Source organism: Amycolatopsis sp. NBRC 101858 (assembly GCF_030269325.1).
Classification (GTDB): Bacteria; Actinomycetota; Actinomycetes; order Mycobacteriales; family Pseudonocardiaceae; genus Amycolatopsis; species Amycolatopsis ponsaeliensis.
In genome coordinates this window covers 974,762-989,707 of record NZ_BSTD01000004.1, presented here as the reverse complement: position 1 = coordinate 989,707, position 14,946 = coordinate 974,762, and the positions used below count along the sequence as shown (strand labels likewise).

Annotated in this window: 15 protein-coding genes; 9 read left to right on the top strand and 6 right to left on the bottom strand. The window is 71.7% G+C overall.

What is annotated here, in order from left to right:
* Nucleotides 1–93 precede the first annotated feature (93 nt).
* Nucleotides 94–498 carry a pyridoxamine 5'-phosphate oxidase family protein gene (locus tag QSK39_RS33380; protein ID WP_285481839.1) on the bottom strand — a complete coding sequence of 135 codons (405 nt, stop codon included), beginning with the start codon at nucleotides 496–498 and terminating at the stop codon, nucleotides 94–96.
* 256 nt (nucleotides 499–754) lie between these two features.
* On the opposite strand from QSK39_RS33380, the gene QSK39_RS33375 reads away from it, so the two are divergent.
* On the top strand, nucleotides 755–1,372 hold the full coding sequence (locus QSK39_RS33375; RefSeq protein WP_285481838.1) for a sigma-70 family RNA polymerase sigma factor: 618 nt from the start codon (nucleotides 755–757) through the stop codon (nucleotides 1,370–1,372).
* Nucleotides 1,373–1,443: 71 nt separating this feature from the next.
* Nucleotides 1,444–1,959, top strand: a complete 516-nt coding sequence (locus QSK39_RS33370) for a P-loop nucleotide/nucleoside kinase family protein (protein ID WP_285481837.1) — start codon at nucleotides 1,444–1,446, stop codon at nucleotides 1,957–1,959.
* On the opposite strand, the gene QSK39_RS33365 is transcribed toward QSK39_RS33370, so the two are convergent.
* Together QSK39_RS33365 and QSK39_RS33360 are read right to left on the bottom strand one after the other, a co-directional pair.
* On the bottom strand, nucleotides 1,928–3,322 hold the full coding sequence (locus QSK39_RS33365; protein ID WP_285481836.1) for an MFS transporter: 1,395 nt from the start codon (nucleotides 3,320–3,322) through the stop codon (nucleotides 1,928–1,930). The genes QSK39_RS33370 and QSK39_RS33365 overlap by 32 nt on opposite strands.
* Before the next feature lie 145 nt (nucleotides 3,323–3,467).
* Complete coding sequence (locus tag QSK39_RS33360) at nucleotides 3,468–4,262, bottom strand: IclR family transcriptional regulator (protein ID WP_284747075.1); 795 nt, start codon at nucleotides 4,260–4,262, stop codon at nucleotides 3,468–3,470.
* Between the two features lie 116 nt (nucleotides 4,263–4,378).
* On the opposite strand from QSK39_RS33360, the gene QSK39_RS33355 reads away from it, so the two are divergent.
* Both QSK39_RS33355 and QSK39_RS33350 read left to right on the top strand, forming a co-directional pair.
* A complete protein-coding gene (locus tag QSK39_RS33355; protein ID WP_285481835.1) occupies nucleotides 4,379–5,587 on the top strand; it encodes a CaiB/BaiF CoA transferase family protein in 1,209 nt (402 codons plus the stop codon).
* A gap of 2 nt (nucleotides 5,588–5,589) precedes the next feature.
* Nucleotides 5,590–6,489: a hydroxymethylglutaryl-CoA lyase gene (locus tag QSK39_RS33350; RefSeq protein ID WP_285481834.1), complete on the top strand. Its 900-nt coding sequence runs from the start codon at nucleotides 5,590–5,592 to the stop codon at nucleotides 6,487–6,489.
* A 167-nt stretch (nucleotides 6,490–6,656) separates the two neighbouring features.
* Here the strand turns inward: QSK39_RS33350 and speB are convergent, their stop codons facing one another.
* Nucleotides 6,657–7,688 (bottom strand): agmatinase, encoded by a 1,032-nt coding sequence (gene speB, locus QSK39_RS33345; protein ID WP_285481833.1) that lies wholly within the window; start codon nucleotides 7,686–7,688, stop codon nucleotides 6,657–6,659.
* Between the two features lie 572 nt (nucleotides 7,689–8,260).
* Here speB and QSK39_RS33340 point away from each other — a divergent pair.
* Nucleotides 8,261–9,691 (top strand): DUF1996 domain-containing protein, encoded by a 1,431-nt coding sequence (locus tag QSK39_RS33340; protein WP_285481832.1) that lies wholly within the window; start codon nucleotides 8,261–8,263, stop codon nucleotides 9,689–9,691.
* A gap of 61 nt (nucleotides 9,692–9,752) precedes the next feature.
* Nucleotides 9,753–10,103 carry an MmcQ/YjbR family DNA-binding protein gene (locus QSK39_RS33335; RefSeq protein ID WP_285481831.1) on the top strand — a complete coding sequence of 117 codons (351 nt, stop codon included), beginning with the start codon at nucleotides 9,753–9,755 and terminating at the stop codon, nucleotides 10,101–10,103.
* Here the strand turns inward: QSK39_RS33335 and QSK39_RS33330 are convergent.
* Nucleotides 10,079–11,302: an MFS transporter gene (locus QSK39_RS33330; RefSeq protein ID WP_285481830.1), complete on the bottom strand. Its 1,224-nt coding sequence runs from the start codon at nucleotides 11,300–11,302 to the stop codon at nucleotides 10,079–10,081. The genes QSK39_RS33335 and QSK39_RS33330 overlap by 25 nt on opposite strands.
* 76 nt (nucleotides 11,303–11,378) lie before the next feature.
* On the opposite strand from QSK39_RS33330, the gene QSK39_RS33325 reads away from it, so the two are divergent.
* The 3 genes from QSK39_RS33325 to QSK39_RS33315 all read left to right on the top strand — a co-directional run bounded on the left by QSK39_RS33325 (nucleotide 11,379) and on the right by QSK39_RS33315 (nucleotide 14,020).
* A complete protein-coding gene (locus QSK39_RS33325; protein ID WP_285481829.1) occupies nucleotides 11,379–11,915 on the top strand; it encodes an ArsR/SmtB family transcription factor in 537 nt (178 codons plus the stop codon).
* Nucleotides 11,916–12,026: 111 nt separating this feature from the next.
* Nucleotides 12,027–13,286 (top strand): Het-E N-terminal domain-containing protein, encoded by a 1,260-nt coding sequence (locus tag QSK39_RS33320; RefSeq protein ID WP_285481828.1) that lies wholly within the window; start codon nucleotides 12,027–12,029, stop codon nucleotides 13,284–13,286.
* Between the two features lie 569 nt (nucleotides 13,287–13,855).
* Nucleotides 13,856–14,020: a hypothetical protein gene (locus QSK39_RS33315; protein WP_285481827.1), complete on the top strand. Its 165-nt coding sequence runs from the start codon at nucleotides 13,856–13,858 to the stop codon at nucleotides 14,018–14,020.
* Nucleotides 14,021–14,078: 58 nt separating this feature from the next.
* Here the strand turns inward: QSK39_RS33315 and QSK39_RS33310 are convergent, their stop codons facing one another.
* Complete coding sequence (locus tag QSK39_RS33310) at nucleotides 14,079–14,837, bottom strand: SH3 domain-containing protein (RefSeq protein WP_285481826.1); 759 nt, start codon at nucleotides 14,835–14,837, stop codon at nucleotides 14,079–14,081.
* Between the last annotated feature and the right edge of the window lie 109 nt (nucleotides 14,838–14,946).

Below are 14,946 nucleotides of genomic sequence, written 5' to 3'. Positions count from 1 at the left end.
TCTCCCCGGGCCGTCAAGGGTCCCACAAGCGACTGCCCGTGTCGGCCCAATCCGGTTCGTCCATCCGGTGGGTCGATCGGCGGAGCAGGTTTGTTACTCGGCGTGGCAGGCCATGCGGTGACCGGTGATGGTCTCCACCGGGATCCGGAGAAAACGGCGGCCGGCCAGCTCCGGGCACGGGCACAGGCAGGCGATCCGGGCGTCGTCCGCCGGGGTCTCGGTGGCGCGCCCCAGCACGCTGACGTACCAGCCGGCGCCGAAGTCGGTGGCGAAGTCGTCGGCTTCGAACGCGACGACGGCGTCACGCGCGCCCGCGTACAGAGGACTGCTGGTCGGGACGGCGAACACGACGGCCTCGTCGACGACGGTGAAGCGCACCGGCCGGACGGCAGGCATCGCTCGGTGGGTGAAGATCACCCGGCCCAGGCTGGCCGTCCGGAGCAGCGCCAGGCACTGCTGCCGATCGAGCAGCAGCCCGAAGCCCACGTCGTCCACCATCGCGTCCCTGCGTTTCTCCCTGTGAAAAATCCCCGGTCGTCAGCGTGATCGGTGGGCCGAGGGGCCCGGTAGGGCCGTTCGGCCCGGCCCCGCCGGGGCGGCCGGGCAGGCAGGCAGCGGTCCCACGCCACGCACGCCGCGCCGTCCCGCGCCAGGGCCGGAAGACCCGGGCCGCGGCGGCCGCCCGGCCGGTGTGGTGGCCACGCGGTGTGACCTAGCGTCGTGACCGTCCGTCGCCGAGGAAAGGTGAGACTCGATGCCGCCGCAGTCCGCCGCGGGCGAACCCGCTCCCACGGCGACCTTCAGTCTCGATCCGGAGCTGGTCCGGTCCGCGATCGCCGGCAACCGCGCCGGGATCGCGGGTGTGCTGCGCGCGCTGCGGCCGATGGTGTTCCGCTACTGCCTCGGCCGGCTCGGCACGTGGCAGGACGGCTCGTCGGACGCCGAGGACTGCGCGCAGGACGTGCTCCTGGCGGTCGTCGGCGCGCTGCCGGGGTACCGCTACGAGGCCGACGGGTTCCTGCCGTTCGTGTTCGGCATCGCGGCGCACAAGGTGTCCGACGTCCACCGCAAGCGGGCGCGCGACCGCACGAGCCCGGTGGCCGAGCCCCCGGCCGAACGCTGGACGGGCGGCGACCCGACGGGCGAAGAAGTCGAGCGCTCGGCCGGGCTGGACTGGTCGGCGGGACTGCTCGACACGCTTCCGGCGCGCCAGCGCGAGATCCTGGTGCTGCGCATCATCCTGGGCCTGTCGGCCGAGGAGACGGCGGCGGCGGTGGGGTTGCGCAGCGCGGGCGCGGTCCGCGTGGCTCAGCACCGGGCGTTGACGGCCCTGCGGCGCGGCCTGCTGGCCCAGAAGCGGGCCGCCTCCTGAGCAGCGGGAGGGCCGTATCGAAGGACTTGGCCTCCTCCGATGCGGTGCTCCCGCCGTGCGATCATGCGCCGGTGCCTCCCCTGCTGATCGTCGTCGGTGGGCTGCCCGCCACCGGGAAGACCACCGTCGCCGCGGAACTGGCGCGCCGGACCGGTTTCTCCTTCCTGCGGGTCGACACCATCGAACAGGCCATCCTCGCTTCCACTCCCCTCGCGCAGCCGCTCGGACCGGTCGGCTACGTCGTCGCGCGGAAGGTGGCGGCCGATCTCCTGCGCACCGGGGTCAGCGTGATCGCCGAGTGCGTCAACCCCCTCGCCGTCACCCGGGATGCCTGGCGGGACACCGGTCTCGGCCACGGCGCGCGCGTGCTCGAAGCCGAGATCGTCTGCTCCGATCCCGCCGAACACCGGCGCCGCGCGGAAACCCGGGACACCGGCATCCCCGGGCACGTCCCGCCCACCTGGGCGGCGATCGCCGGCCGCGAGTACGAGCCGTGGACCCGTGACCGCCTCGTCGTCGACACCGCCCGGCTGCCGGTCGGCGAGGCGGTCGCGGTCATCGAAGCGGCTGCGCGGCCTCGTCGTTGACGTTCTCCAGCCGGCGGCCGGTCGTGCGCGGGCCGAGCACCGCGATGTCCACCGCGACCACCACCAGCGCCCCGGCCACGACCAGGAACAGCGTCGTCGGGCCGCTCGAGTTCAGCAGCGGCACCAGCACGAACGGCATCGCGCCGCTCGCCAGCCGCGACAGCGAGTAGGTGCCGCTCGACGCCGTCGAGCGCAGCGCCGTCGGGAAGATCTCCGCCTGGTAGATGTGGTACGCGTTCGAGAACACGTTGCTGGTCGCGGTGTAGAGGAAGCCGAACACGAGGATCAGCGCCATCGAACCCGAGTAGCCGAACGCGATGCCGAACACCGCCATCGCCAGCACCGAGCCGACCACGAGGTACTTCCGCTCGACGCGTTCCACGAGCGGCAGCGACAGCGCCGAGCCGACCGGGTAGCCGAGGTAGGTCAGCGCGGCGAACAGCAGCGACTGCGAAACCGCGTACCCCTTGGCGGCCAGCACCAGCGGCACCAGCGTGCCGAAGCCGTAGTAGCCGAGCGTCTGCAGGATCTGGAAGACGACCATCATCCAGGTGCGGCGGCGCAGCGCCGGCCCGAACAGCTCGCGCACCGGCGCGGCGGCGCGCTTGCGGGTGGTGCCACGGGCCGGGGCGGGGTTTTCGTTGACGGCGCCGCGTGCCTCGGCTTCGAGCCCGGCCACCAAGTGCTCGGCCTCTTCGGTGCGGCCGACCGACTCCAGCCACCGCGGCGACTCGGGCAGGCCGCGCCGCAGCAGGAACACCGCGCCCGCGCCGAGTGCGCCGAGCACGAACAGCCAGCGCCAGCCGGCGACGCCGAGGATCTCGTGCTCGGTCAGGCCGCGGGCCAGGAAGCCGACGACCGGGAAGCCGCAGAACGCGAGCGTGTACGCCCAGGCGATGAACCGGCCGCGCTTGCGCGCCGGGAGCAGGTCGGTCAGATAGGTGTCGGCGAGCGGCGGTTCCGCGCCCAGGCCGATGCCCGCGAAGAACCGCGTCACCAGCAGCATCAGCGCGCTGCCGCTGAACGCGCCGAGCAGCGAGAAGAGCGAGTAGAGCCCCAGGTTCAGCAGGAACGCGCCGCGGCGGCCGAACCGGTCCGCGAGCCGGCCGAGCAGGAGGGCGCCGAAGAACATGCCGACGAACGTCGACGCCAGCAGCGGCGGCAGCTCCGCCTTCGTGAGGGAGAACTCCTCGACGAGCACGGAGCTGAGCACGCCGGTCAGGAAGACCTCGTAGAAGTCGAAGAACAGGCCGAGCCCGACGGCGACGGTGGCCCGGCGGTGCGTGCGGGTGATGGGCAGCCGGTCGAGCCGGCCCGCGATCGTGCCGGTGTCCGGCACGGCGGCGTCGGGCATGTTCGCCATCCGTCGTCTCCTTTGACTTCTCCACCATGTGGTTGGCCGACCCATAATGTGACGGACGACGAGCGGAGTCAAGGACACGCGGGCCACGACGAGCATCGGTGAACGGGCAACAGACCGCAGCCCGGGAGGAATCGGGCGCCGGGAGTCAGAGAGCGGCGACCCGCTCGACACCCGGCCGGTACCCGAGCCGCTCCGAAGCGCGCCGCCCGGCCTCCACCACGGTCGGCGCCAGCCGCGGCACGTCGGCCGCGGTCATGCGCTGGGTCGGCGCGCCGATCCCGATCGCCGCGCTGACCTCGCCGTTCAGGCCGAACACCGGGGCACTCAGCGACGCCGCACCGAGGTCGCGTTCCTCGAAGCTCACCGCGTACCCCGCCTCGCGGATCTGCCCGAGCTGCTCGGTGAGCAGGTCGATGTCGACGGTCGTGCGCGGGGTGAAGCGCGCCAGGCCGTGGCCGATCGCGTCTTTGACCGCCAGCTTGTCCCAGGCCAGGAACACCTTCCCGGCCGAGCCGGCGTGCAGCGGCATCACCATGCCGACCACGAACAGCCGGACCACCGGGTGCCGGGACTCCGCCAGCGAAATCACCGTCCGGTACGCGCCGTCGCGGACGTACAGGCAGGCCGTCTCGCCCGTTTCGTCGCGCAGCTGCTGCAGCACCGGCCGGGTCAGCCGGACCAGGTCGAGGCCGAACGTGCCCGGCGCCGCCCAGCGGACCAGGCCGAGCCCGACGCGGTAGGTGTCGTCGTAGCGGTCGAGGAAGCCTTCGCGCACCAGGTTGTGCACCAGCCGCTGGCAGGTGCTCGCCGGCAACCCGGTCGAGCGGGTGATCTGCTGCAGCGTCAGCTCGGGGTCGTCGATGGTGAACGACTCGAGGATCTGCTTGAACTTGCGCAGCACCAGCACCGGCGTCGTGCCGCTGCGTTCTTCCTCTGCCATCGCCCCGCCCCGTGCCCGTGGTGTGCCGCACAGTCTATCCACGCTCGACGCTGTTGACTCCGCGACACTCGCCCGTATTCTGGGTTTACAACTCACATCGTGGTTTGGAGTCGGGCATGAGTCAGCAAACCGGACCCTTGGCGGGCATCCGGGTGGTCGAACTGGGGAACTTCATCGCCGCGCCGACCGCCGGCCGGCTCCTGGCCGACTTCGGCGCCGACGTCGTCAAGGTCGAACGCCCGGGCACCGGGGACGAGCTCCGGCGCTGGCGGCTGTACGACGGCGACACGTCGCTGCTGTTCCGCACCCTCGGCCGCAACAAGCGCTCGATGACCGTCGACCTGCGCCGCCCCGAAGGCCAGGAGCTCGTCCGCGCGCTCGCCGCCCGCAGCGACGTCCTGCTGGAGAACTTCCGGCCCGGCACCCTCGAACGCTGGGGGCTCGGACCCGGCGAGCTGCGCGCGCTCAACCCGCGGCTGGTCGTCGTCCGCGTCTCCGGGTACGGCCAGACCGGCCCCTACCGCGACCGCCCCGGCTTCGGCGGCGTCGCCGAGGCGATCGGCGGCCTGCGCGCGCTCACCGGCTACCCCGGCCGGCCGCCCACGCGCGTCGGGGTCAGCCTTGCCGACTCGGTCGCCGGGCTCTACGCGGTGATCGGCGCGCTGATGGGCCTGCTCAGGCGCGACCGCGAGCCGGGTGCCGCCCCGGGTGAAGTCGTCGACGTCGCGTTGTACGAAGCCGTCTATTCGCTGATGGAGTCGCTGCTGCCGGACTTCGAGGCGTTCGGCGTCGTGCGCGGCCCGGCCGGCTCCGCGCTGCCCGGAGTCGCGCCGTCCAACACCTACCGCTGCGCCGACGGCAAGTACATCGTGGTCAGCGGCAACGGCGACGCCATCTTCCGCCGGCTCATGCACGCCATCGGGCGCGACGACCTCGCCGTCGACCCCCGGCTCGCGGACAACGCGGGCCGGGTCGAGCACGCCGGGCTGCTCGACGACGCGATCGGCGCGTGGACCGCAGCGCTCACCCAGGAAGCCGCCGAAGCCGTGCTGCGCGGCGCGTCCGTCCCGTGTGGACCGATCCTGACCGCCGCGGACATCGCCAAGGACCCGCACTTCGAGGCCCGCGGCATGCACGAGCGGCACCGGGTGCGCGGCCACGACGGCGAAATCACGTTCCCCGGCATCGTGCCGACGCTGACCGAGCGGCCCGGCCGGACCCGCTCGCTCGGCCCGGAGCTGGGCGAACACACCGAAGCCGTGCTCGCCGAGCTCGGCGTCACCGGCGAGGCGGTCACCCGCCTGCGTGAGAACGGAGTGATCTGACCATGACCGAAGTACTCCTCACCGAGGTCGTGCTGCGTGACGGCCTGCAGGACGAGGCCGTCACCGTCCCGACGCACGAGAAGGTCCGGCTCGCTCGCGGTCTCGTCGACGCGGGCGTGCGATCCCTGGAGGTCGGGTCGTTCGTCTCGGCGCGCCGGGTGCCGCAGATGGCCGACACGGGCGAGGTGCTGAAGACGCTGCTCGACGCACCGGCGGCGCTGCACTCCCTCGTCTTCACCGAACGCGGGGCACAGCAGGCGATCGACGCCGGCGCGAAGTCGGTGCGGCTGGTCGTGTCGGCGAGCGACGGGCACAGCGTCGCCAACGCGGGCGTGCCGACGGCCGCGGCGCTCGACCGGCTGGCCGGGTGCGCCGCGCTGCTGACCGCGGCCGGGGTGGCCGTGGAGGCGTCGGTCGCGACGGCGTTCGTGTGCCCGTTCGACGGCGACACGGACCCGGACCGGACGGCCGACGTGGCCGCGCGGCTGGGCGCGATGGGCGCACGCGTGGTCCACCTCGCCGACACGATCGGCGCCGCCCGGCCGAGCCAGCTGCGGACGATCGTGTCGGCGGTCCGCGACGAGCTGCCGGACGTCCCGCTCGGCCTGCACCTGCACAACACCTACGGGCTGGCGCTGGCGAACGCGTGGGAAGGGTTCGGCCTGGGGATCCGCCGGTTCGACGCGGCGCTGGGCGGCCTCGGCGGCTGCCCGTTCGCCCCGGGCGCGTCGGGCAACGTCGCGACGGACGACCTGGTCGACTTCTTCCACCGCGAAGGCATCGCGACAGGCATCGACGTGGCCAAGCTGACCGAGCTGCGCGACCAGATCGGCCTCGCGGTCGGCCACCGCCTGGGCTCGGCACTGGCCGCGATCCCCGCGGTCCCGGCCACCCTCCGCTGACCCGGACGGTCGGCTCACGTACCCAGACAGTCGGCTCACGTACCCAGGCAGTCGGCTCACGTACCCAGGCAGTCGGTTCGCGTACCTGGAGGGTCGGCTCACTGTCCGACCGTCCAGGTACGCGAGCCGACCGTTCCGGTACGCGAGCCGACCCTCCGGGTACGCGGTCACTCCGGGCGGCGGTCCGGGCGGTCGGCCAGCAACGGGAGTGTCGGGTCCCAGGTCGTGCCGTCCGCGGCGTCGCGGCGGCGGCGGGCGATGCCCGACAGCGCCTCCAGGACCACGCGGTTCGCCAGGAACGACGTGATCTCCGCCTGGTCGTACGGCGGGGACACCTCGACGACGTCGATCCCCGCCACCGGCAGCTCGTACGCTATCCGCCGGACCGAGTCCAGCAGCTGGCGGGCCGTCAGCCCGCCCGGTTCCGGCGTGCCCGTGCCCGGCGCGTGGCCCGGGTCGCAGACGTCGATGTCCACCGACAGGAACACGCCGTCGCACTCGTCGAGCGCGATCCCGAACGCCTCGGTGAGGCACTCGTCGAGCCCGCGCGCGACGACTTCGGTCATCTCGTACGACCGCATCCGCTGCGACGCCATCCAGTCCAGCGTCGCCGGTTCGGGCCAGTAGCCGCGCAGGCCGATCTGGAGGAACCGGTCGCCGCGGACCGCGCCGGACTCGATCAGGCGGCGCATCGGCTGGCCGTGCCCGACCAGGGAGCCGAACGCGATGTCACCGGTGTCGGCGTGCGCGTCGAAGTGGATCATCGACACCCGCCCCTGCCCCACGTGCTGGGCGACGCCGGCGGCGTCCGGCCAGGCGATCGTGTGGTCGCCGCCGAGGACGAGCGGGATCGCGCCGTTCGCGGTGACCGCGTGCACGGCCTCCTGCAGCGAACGCACCGAGCGCTCGGCGTCGCCCGAGTACATCTCGACGTCGCCGGCGTCGTAGACCGCCAGGTCCTTGAGCCCGTCGACGCGCATCGCCAGCGACGGGCGCGAGCCGTCGTGCGGGAGGTAGCAGCTCTGGCGGATGTACTGCGGGCCGAACCGGGTCCCCGGGCGGTGGGAGGTCCCGCCGTCGAACGGGGCGCCGAGAATGACGACGTCGGCGTCGCGATAAGTGGCGGCGTCCGCCCAATCGCACCGCTCGACGCCCAGGAATGTGATGTCCGGGCCGAACTGGGTTCCGTACCGTGCCATGGGCACGGATTCTGCCGCGCCGCGCGACATTCGGCCAGCGGGCATTCGGCGGGTCTCACCCAGGTATACGGATGCGGGTTCAGGTCGGTTCAAAGTTTTTCGCCACACCCTCCGGAGCTGGACAACGCCCCGGTCAGCGGCCCAGGATGACCGCACACCCGAGTACGCCGGAGAGGGACACGCGCGGCACCCCAGCGTGATCCAGTTGCGGGCCGTCATGCCCGCTTTTTTCGCGTACGCCATTCTTGGTCGATTCCTGACGCCTTTTCGCGACCACCCGCGACTACGCAAACGGAACCCCGGACTGACGGTTGGTAATTGCCGGAAATCTCTTCTTGCCCGGTGTCAAACCCCGGTGTAGCTTCCATCACGGAACGATAACCAGCCGGTTGACGGCGCGGCCACGGGCAGGTGGCGGCGCATCCACCGATGTCGGGTCGGTGGACCAGCCGGGGATCGTTCCGTCCCGCCGACGCTGCTTCTGAATGTCTCAGTCTGGTGGGCACGAGCCTGGGCTCGGCCCGCCAGTGTCGCGCATTCCCGCCAGCCCGACACCCCCGGAGGATCCATCCATGTCCCGCACCCAAGGGCGCCATCGCATCTCCCGCAGAACGAAGATCGCGACCGGCGGCCTCGCCCTCGCGCTCGCGGTCGGCGGCATCGTCGTCGCGACGACCACCGGCAACACCGGTGAAGCGAGCGCCGACGAGGCCAACCCCGCCTTCTTCGTCGACATCCTCAAGGTCCAGCCGAACCAGTTCGACCCGCGCCCGGTGTACGGCGCGTCGACCGGCACCTTCACCGTCGACTGCGGCCGCAACGAGAACGGCCACTTCAACCCCGACAACTTCATCGCCCAGCCCGGCGTCCGCAACGGCGCCCAGCACCTGCACGACTACGTCGGCAACCTTTCGACGAACGCCGACTCGAACAACAAGAGCCTCGTCAAGGCCGGCACCACCTGCCGCAACGGCGACAAGTCCGCCTACTTCTGGCCCGTCGTGCGCATCGACACCGGCGAAGAAGAGAAGAACGAGCCCGCGAAGAAGCCGGACGGCGACCGCGTGCAGGCCGACCAGGAGGCCAAGACCGTCCAGGTCGCGTGCCCGGACGTCGCGAGCAAGCTCACCGACGTCCCGGACCAGGCCATGGCCGAGGTCGACAGCAACCTCGACCAGCTCGACACGCAGACCGACGAGGCCAACCAGCGCGTCGCGCAGACGCAGGGCCAGGGCGGCGCGAACTTCGTGCAGAACTCCATCCTCGGCCCGCTGAAGGACCGGCGCGCCGCGATCCTCGAGCGGATCGCCACCATCATCGCCCGGTTCGCGCCGAAGCCGCAGGACCTCGGCGGCCTCGCGCCGTGCGCACCGAAGCCGGGCAAGGACACCGGGACGCCCACCCCGCCGCCGAGCAGCACCGCGGGCGGCGCGCTGCCCGGGCAGGACGAGAACAACGAGCTGCCGGGCAACGACGGCAAGATCCTGCGCCCGCAGAAGGTCCAGATCACCTTCCGCGGCAGCCCGGTCGGCAAGGTCGTGGCGATGCCCAAGTTCCTGCGCGTGCTCTACGGCGACGCGAAGCAGTCGACCAACGGGCCGGCCAACGCCCGCGCGAGCTGGACGTGCTCCGGGTTCGAGAACCGCGTCACGGACAAGTACCCGATCTGCCCGCCGAACAGCAAGGTCAAGCGGATCCACACGTTCCCGAGCTGCTGGGACGGGAAGAACACCGACAGCGCCAACCACCGCACGCACATCGTGTTCCCGGACCAGTTCGGCCGGTGCGCCAAGGGGTTCAAGGCCGTCCCGCAGCTGCAGATCTCGCTGACCTACGACATCCCGCACGACATCCAGGTCAAGAAGCAGTACAAAGTGGACGCTTTCCCGCAGGAGAAGCACAACCCGTTGTCCGACCACGACGACTTCGCCAACGTGATGTCGCAGCGGATCATGAACGGGCTGGTCAACTGCGTGAACCGCGGTAAGACCTGCCGGGCCTGAGTTCCCGCGCAAGAGCCGGCGGCGCACTCGCGCCGCCGGCTTTTGCGGCAGGATGGACACCATGGTCACCGGTGACGAGGTCCGCGCGTTCGCCCTGACGCTCCCCCGCGCCTACGAGGCGTTCGTGCGTGACCGGGCCAAGTTCCGCGTCGGGCAGATCGTGTTCGCCGCGCTGTCGCGGGACGAGACCGAGCTGGGCTTCGGGTTTCCCCGTGACCAACGGGAAGCGCTGGTCGCGGGCGAACCGGAGAAGTTCCTCATGCCCGAGCCTTCGGACCTGCGCTACCAGTGGGTGCGCTGCCGCCTCGCCGCGATCGACGCCGACGAGATGCGCGAACTCGTCCTGGACGCGTGGCGGATGTGCGTGCCGAAGAAGGTCTGGACGGCCTACGCGGAGACGCACCCGCTCTGATCGCGCTCGGCCGCCACGAGCGCGTCTTCGGTGACGACGAGCAGGCCCGCGAGCACCGCGAAGGCCAGGACCGCCATGACCACGAACACCGCGTGCAGCCCCAGGCCCTGCGCGATCGCACCGCCCGCGAGGGCACCCAGGGACTTCGTCCCCCACGCGACGAGCCGGTAGCTGCTGTTGAGCCGGCCCAGGAGCCGGTCCGGGGTCAGCCGCTGGCGCAGCGACACCATCACGACGTTCGACATCATGACGCCCGCGCCGCCGACGAAGAACCCGGCACCGACGGCGTACGGGTTCGCGGTCACCGCGAGCGTGCCGACCGAGAGCCCGCCGGTGAGCCAGGAGATCCACAGGGCGCGGACGCGGCCGAGCCGGCGCTCCACCACTTCGGCGACCAGCGACCCGGTGAGCCCGCCCGCGGCGCTCGTGGCCATCAGCAGCCCGAACGCCGGTGCGGACAGGCCCATCGCCGATCTGGGACCCACCGCGTAGAGGACGATGACGGCGAAGGTCGCGCCGGTGGCGAAGTTGAACGTGCCGACCATGACCGAGAACGTCCGCAACACCTTGTGGCGCACCAGGAACCGCAGCCCTTCGGCGATGTCCGCGCGCAGGGTGGTGGGCTTTTCGCGCGGGATCCGGTACTCCCCGCGCACGAGCAGCAGGGCCGCGACCGCGACGGCCCACAGCGCCACCGGCGTGACGAGCGCGGCGAGGACGCCGGCCGCGGCCAGCACCCCGGCGAGGGGCGGGCCGGCGAACTCGTTGGCCGTCTGCTCGGCGGCGAACATCCGGCCGTTGGCGCGGGCCAGCTGCGCCCGCCCGACGACCTGCGGGACGATCGACTGAGCGGCGGTGTCGTAGATCGTCTCGGCGCACCCGACGCCCACGGCGGCGACGTACAGCGCCCAGATCGATCCCCCGCCGAACACGGTCAGCAGCGTGACGCCGGCGAGCAGCCCGCCGCGCACGAGGTTGGCGGCGAGCATCGCGCGGCGGCGGTCGAGCCGGTCGACCAGCGCGCCGGCGGGCAGCGCGAACAGCAGCCACGGCAGGCTGAAGGCGAACGCGAGGCCGGCGATGAGCGCGGGCTCGCGGGTGTAGCCGACCGCGACCAGCGGTAACGCGACCTTGAGGACGCCGTCGGCGAGGCTGGACAGGCCGGCGGCGGACCACAGCCGCCAGAACACGGGGTTCATGGGATGGAGGATCGCACATCGATGGGTTTTTCTCCATCGATGTGACCGGATTCCATCGATGGACTACGCTCCGCTCATGACGGAACCCCGCCGCCGGCGCCCGGCGACGCCGGAGGAGGCCAAGGCCCTCGGCCACCCGCTGCGCCTGCGCATCATGCGGATGTGCCTGGTGGAGGAGCTGACGAACAAGCAGCTGGCCGACCGCCTCGACCGCGACCCCGGCACGGTCCTGCACCACGTGCGCCAGCTGGTGTCGGCGGGCCTGCTGGAACCGGCGCCGGTCCGCACCGGGGCCAGTGGCGCGCTGGAGAAGCCGTACAAGTCCAACAACGAGACGTGGTGGCTCGACGGTCCCCTGGCCGACGCCGACGCCGAGACGCGGTTCGCGCCGATCGAGATCTTCCAGGAGGAGATCCGGGCGGCGGGGCCGGAGTCGGTGGCGGTGCACGAGAAGTTCCTGCTGCACCTGTCCCCCGACGAGGTCGAAGAGCTGGACCGCCGGATCCTGGCGGTGCTCGACGAATACGTCGCGACCGACCACGAAAGGCTCGACCGCCCGGCACTCGGCGGGATCTTCGTGCTGCACCACGTCACCGGCCCGAAACGTCGATGAATCTCGACTCCTTGCCGTTTTCCGATTTCGATTAACGACGCCGGAATCGTTACGGGAACACCCATTCTTCCGATGGATCGAGCAGGACAATCCGCTCGGAGGTGGCCCTGGATGGATCCGATCAGCCTGATCGTGGGCGCGCTGGTGCAAGGCCTGCTGGAAGGCGTCAAGGATTCGGCGCGCGACGCCGTGGCCGACGGCAGCCGGGCGCTGCGGGAGTCGATCACCCGGCGCTACGGGGGCCAGGTCGCGCGCAGCGTCGAACTGCTGCAGCAGCACCCGGAGTCGCCGCAGTGCCGCGCGGCCGTCGCCCGGGAGCTGCGCGACGCCGGCGCGGACCGCGACCCCCACCTCGTCGCCCTCGCCGAACAGCTGCGCGCGCTCGTCGAAGCCCCCGGCCGGGCCGGGCCCGCCGAGGACCCGGTCGAGCGGGTCCAGCGGTCGAGCGCGCTGGGCACCATCCGGCAGATGCTGGACGGGCACATCACCCAGGTGCTCGCGGTCCGCGCCCGGCACAGCGTCGAGGTGACCGACCTGCTGAGCGCCAACATCGGCCGCAACCCCGCGATCGACCAGCAGGTGCGTGCCGACGTGGCCGGGCTGCACGCCCGGATCAGGGCCGTCATCGAGCAGGTCGCCGAGCACATCGAGCACCAGCGCTACCAGGACGTCGAGGCCGCGGTCCGGGTCCTGCCGGCGGGCTACGCCGAACGCGAGTGGGCGTACCGGCTCGTGCAGACGGAGAAGCGGATGCACGTCTCCTACGAGTCCCTGCGGCTGACCGTGGAGTTCCTCAGCGCGCTCAACCAGAGCATCCTCGGCCGGATCGAGCGCGAGTCCTCGGCGCAGCGGCTGTCGGACATGATGTTCGGCAACGCGATCGTCATCTACGAGCTGACCGACTTCGTGATCGGGTACGTCGCCGGGTTCGCCATCGGCGGCGACCTCGACCAGCTGCACCGCGAGGCGAAGGACCGGGTCGAGCAGACCCGCGCGGAACAGCGGGCGCTCGAAGAACGGCTGCGCGCGGAAAACGTCCCGCCCGCCATGCGCGACCAGGTGCTGGAGGACATCCGCAACCGCGAAGCCGCTTTCCGCGAAATCGATCGGGAATGGGACAAGTACCTCGGCGAAGTGCGGGAAATGCGCGAAAAGGCCGAAGGAACGCGGGCCATCCTGCCCGCACTGGAAATCTTCCGCGACAACGCCCGCATCCAGATCATGACTCTCCAGCTGGTGGCGATGCTGCGGGTGCTGAAGCAGAACTCGGCATCGCTGCGCAGCACCGTCGACACCCTGCAGGGCTTCCGGCTGGCCCCGCTGTCGCCGACCCGCGTGCACCGGCTGCTGGGCATGGAGGCGGACCGGTGACCGAGGACCACAGGCGCACGCCGTTGGCAGAGCTGGAGGCCCAGCTGCGCGGCGGCGACCTCCCACCCGAGCGCCGGGAGGCGATCGAGGCCGAGCTCGGCCGCCGGTACGCGGAGAAGTGGCGCGGTTCCGCCGGGCCTGCGGCGCAACCAGGCCAGCCGGGGCTTGGGCCGCAGGGGCTGGGCCAGCACGGGGCGGGTTCGCCGGGGCTTGGGCCGCAGGGACCCGGCCAGGCCTGGCCGGGTTCGCCGGGCTATGGCTCGCCAAGACCAGACTTGCAGGGGCTTGGCTCGCCAGGACTGGGCTCCTCAGGGCCGGGCTCGCCAGGGCCCGGCTCGCCGGGGTATGGCCAGCCGGGGCTCGGACCAAGTGGGCGCAGTTCGCCAGAGCTGGGTTCGCCAGGTCCGCACCCAGGCGGGCCATCCTCGGCGGGGCCCTCTCAGGCCGGGTCGTTCCCGGCGAGCCCGCCGCCGGGAAGGCGTCCGCCGGTCTCCGCGCCGGCCAGGACTTCCGGCTTCGCCAAGCCGCTCGGCTGCCTCGCCGCGTTCCTCGTCGCGGCCCTAGCGGCCGTGGTGGTGGCCGTCCTCGCCGACGGTGGCAGCTCACCGCCGCCCCGGTCCGGCACCGTGTGCGTGACCCAGCTCGGTACCTGCCCGATGGTGGAGTCCCTGCCCGTCGGCGCGTCGTGCGTGTGCCGGACCCCCGACGGCGAGATCGGCGGCGTCGTCGATTGACGCCGCGCGGCCCCTGCCCGGGGGAGGTGGGCAGGGGCCGCGTGGTTCGCTCAGCGCGTCAGTGGTTCACCTTGAACCACGGCTGCGACCAGCCGAGGTAGGTCTGGCCCCACTTCTGCTTGATCTGGGCGATCGTCGTCTCGGTGTAGCTGCCGTAGCCGTTGATGTCGTTCGACAGGAACTTGCCGTCGCCGATCGAGATCATCGTGTGCCCGGCGCCGCTGCTCTTGAAGAAGGCGAGCCCGCCGGCCGGGACCTGGGTGTCGCCCGGGTGCTTGAACGAGGCCGGGATCTGGGTCCAGTGGACGTAGGCCGTCTCCGAGCCCGACGCGGTCCAGCCGTAGTTCTGCGCGTTGATCCGGTCGCACCAGCCCTCGTAGGAGTCGAGGTCGTTGGTGTGGATGCGGGTCTTGGCGTAGGCGACCGCCTGCGCGCAGGTCTTCGGGTTGCCGGTGCCCGCGGTGGTGCAGGTCAGGGTCGAGCCCGCGCAGTCCGGGGCAACCCGGCCGTCCGAGCCGGTGTAGACGTAGGCGTCGCTGATGTAGCCGTCGCCCACCTTGTCCCAGATGTCCGAGGTGCCGTACTTGCCGTCGACGGTCGATCCGTTGGTCTGGCAGGAGATGGTGACGGCGGTGCCGTCGGCGACGGTGCCGACCGGGCTCCCGCTGGTGCTCGGGGTGGCCCGCACGGTCAGCGCGATGCCCGAGTCGGTGTGCACCGTGCCCGAGGCCGCCAGGGCCGGGGTGGCGCCGGCGAGCACGATCGCCGCGGCGATGCCGGCCACGCCGGCCACCCGCTTCCCGATCCGAATTCTCATGGTCTGTCCCTCCAGGATGTGTGTGGGGACAGCATGGAGACCGCCGGTACAAGGCCCGTACAAAAGCGCGAACGCGCCCTGAAGATGCGGCAAACAGGACGAAGCCCCG

Coding starts and splice junctions, on each gene's coding strand:
- QSK39_RS33380 (WP_285481839.1), bottom strand. CDS start 498: ATGGTGGACGACGTGGGCTTCGGGCTGCTGCTCGATCGGCAGCAGTGC.
- QSK39_RS33375 (WP_285481838.1), top strand. CDS start 755: ATGCCGCCGCAGTCCGCCGCGGGCGAACCCGCTCCCACGGCGACCTTC.
- QSK39_RS33365 (WP_285481836.1), bottom strand. CDS start 3,322: ATGGCGAACATGCCCGACGCCGCCGTGCCGGACACCGGCACGATCGCG.
- QSK39_RS33360 (WP_284747075.1), bottom strand. CDS start 4,262: ATGGCAGAGGAAGAACGCAGCGGCACGACGCCGGTGCTGGTGCTGCGC.
- QSK39_RS33355 (WP_285481835.1), top strand. CDS start 4,379: ATGAGTCAGCAAACCGGACCCTTGGCGGGCATCCGGGTGGTCGAACTG.
- QSK39_RS33350 (WP_285481834.1), top strand. CDS start 5,590: ATGACCGAAGTACTCCTCACCGAGGTCGTGCTGCGTGACGGCCTGCAG.
- speB (WP_285481833.1), bottom strand. CDS start 7,688: ATGGCACGGTACGGAACCCAGTTCGGCCCGGACATCACATTCCTGGGC.
- QSK39_RS33340 (WP_285481832.1), top strand. CDS start 8,261: ATGTCCCGCACCCAAGGGCGCCATCGCATCTCCCGCAGAACGAAGATC.
- QSK39_RS33335 (WP_285481831.1), top strand. CDS start 9,753: ATGGTCACCGGTGACGAGGTCCGCGCGTTCGCCCTGACGCTCCCCCGC.
- QSK39_RS33330 (WP_285481830.1), bottom strand. CDS start 11,302: ATGAACCCCGTGTTCTGGCGGCTGTGGTCCGCCGCCGGCCTGTCCAGC.
- QSK39_RS33325 (WP_285481829.1), top strand. CDS start 11,379: ATGACGGAACCCCGCCGCCGGCGCCCGGCGACGCCGGAGGAGGCCAAG.
- QSK39_RS33320 (WP_285481828.1), top strand. CDS start 12,027: ATGGATCCGATCAGCCTGATCGTGGGCGCGCTGGTGCAAGGCCTGCTG.
- QSK39_RS33310 (WP_285481826.1), bottom strand. CDS start 14,837: ATGAGAATTCGGATCGGGAAGCGGGTGGCCGGCGTGGCCGGCATCGCC.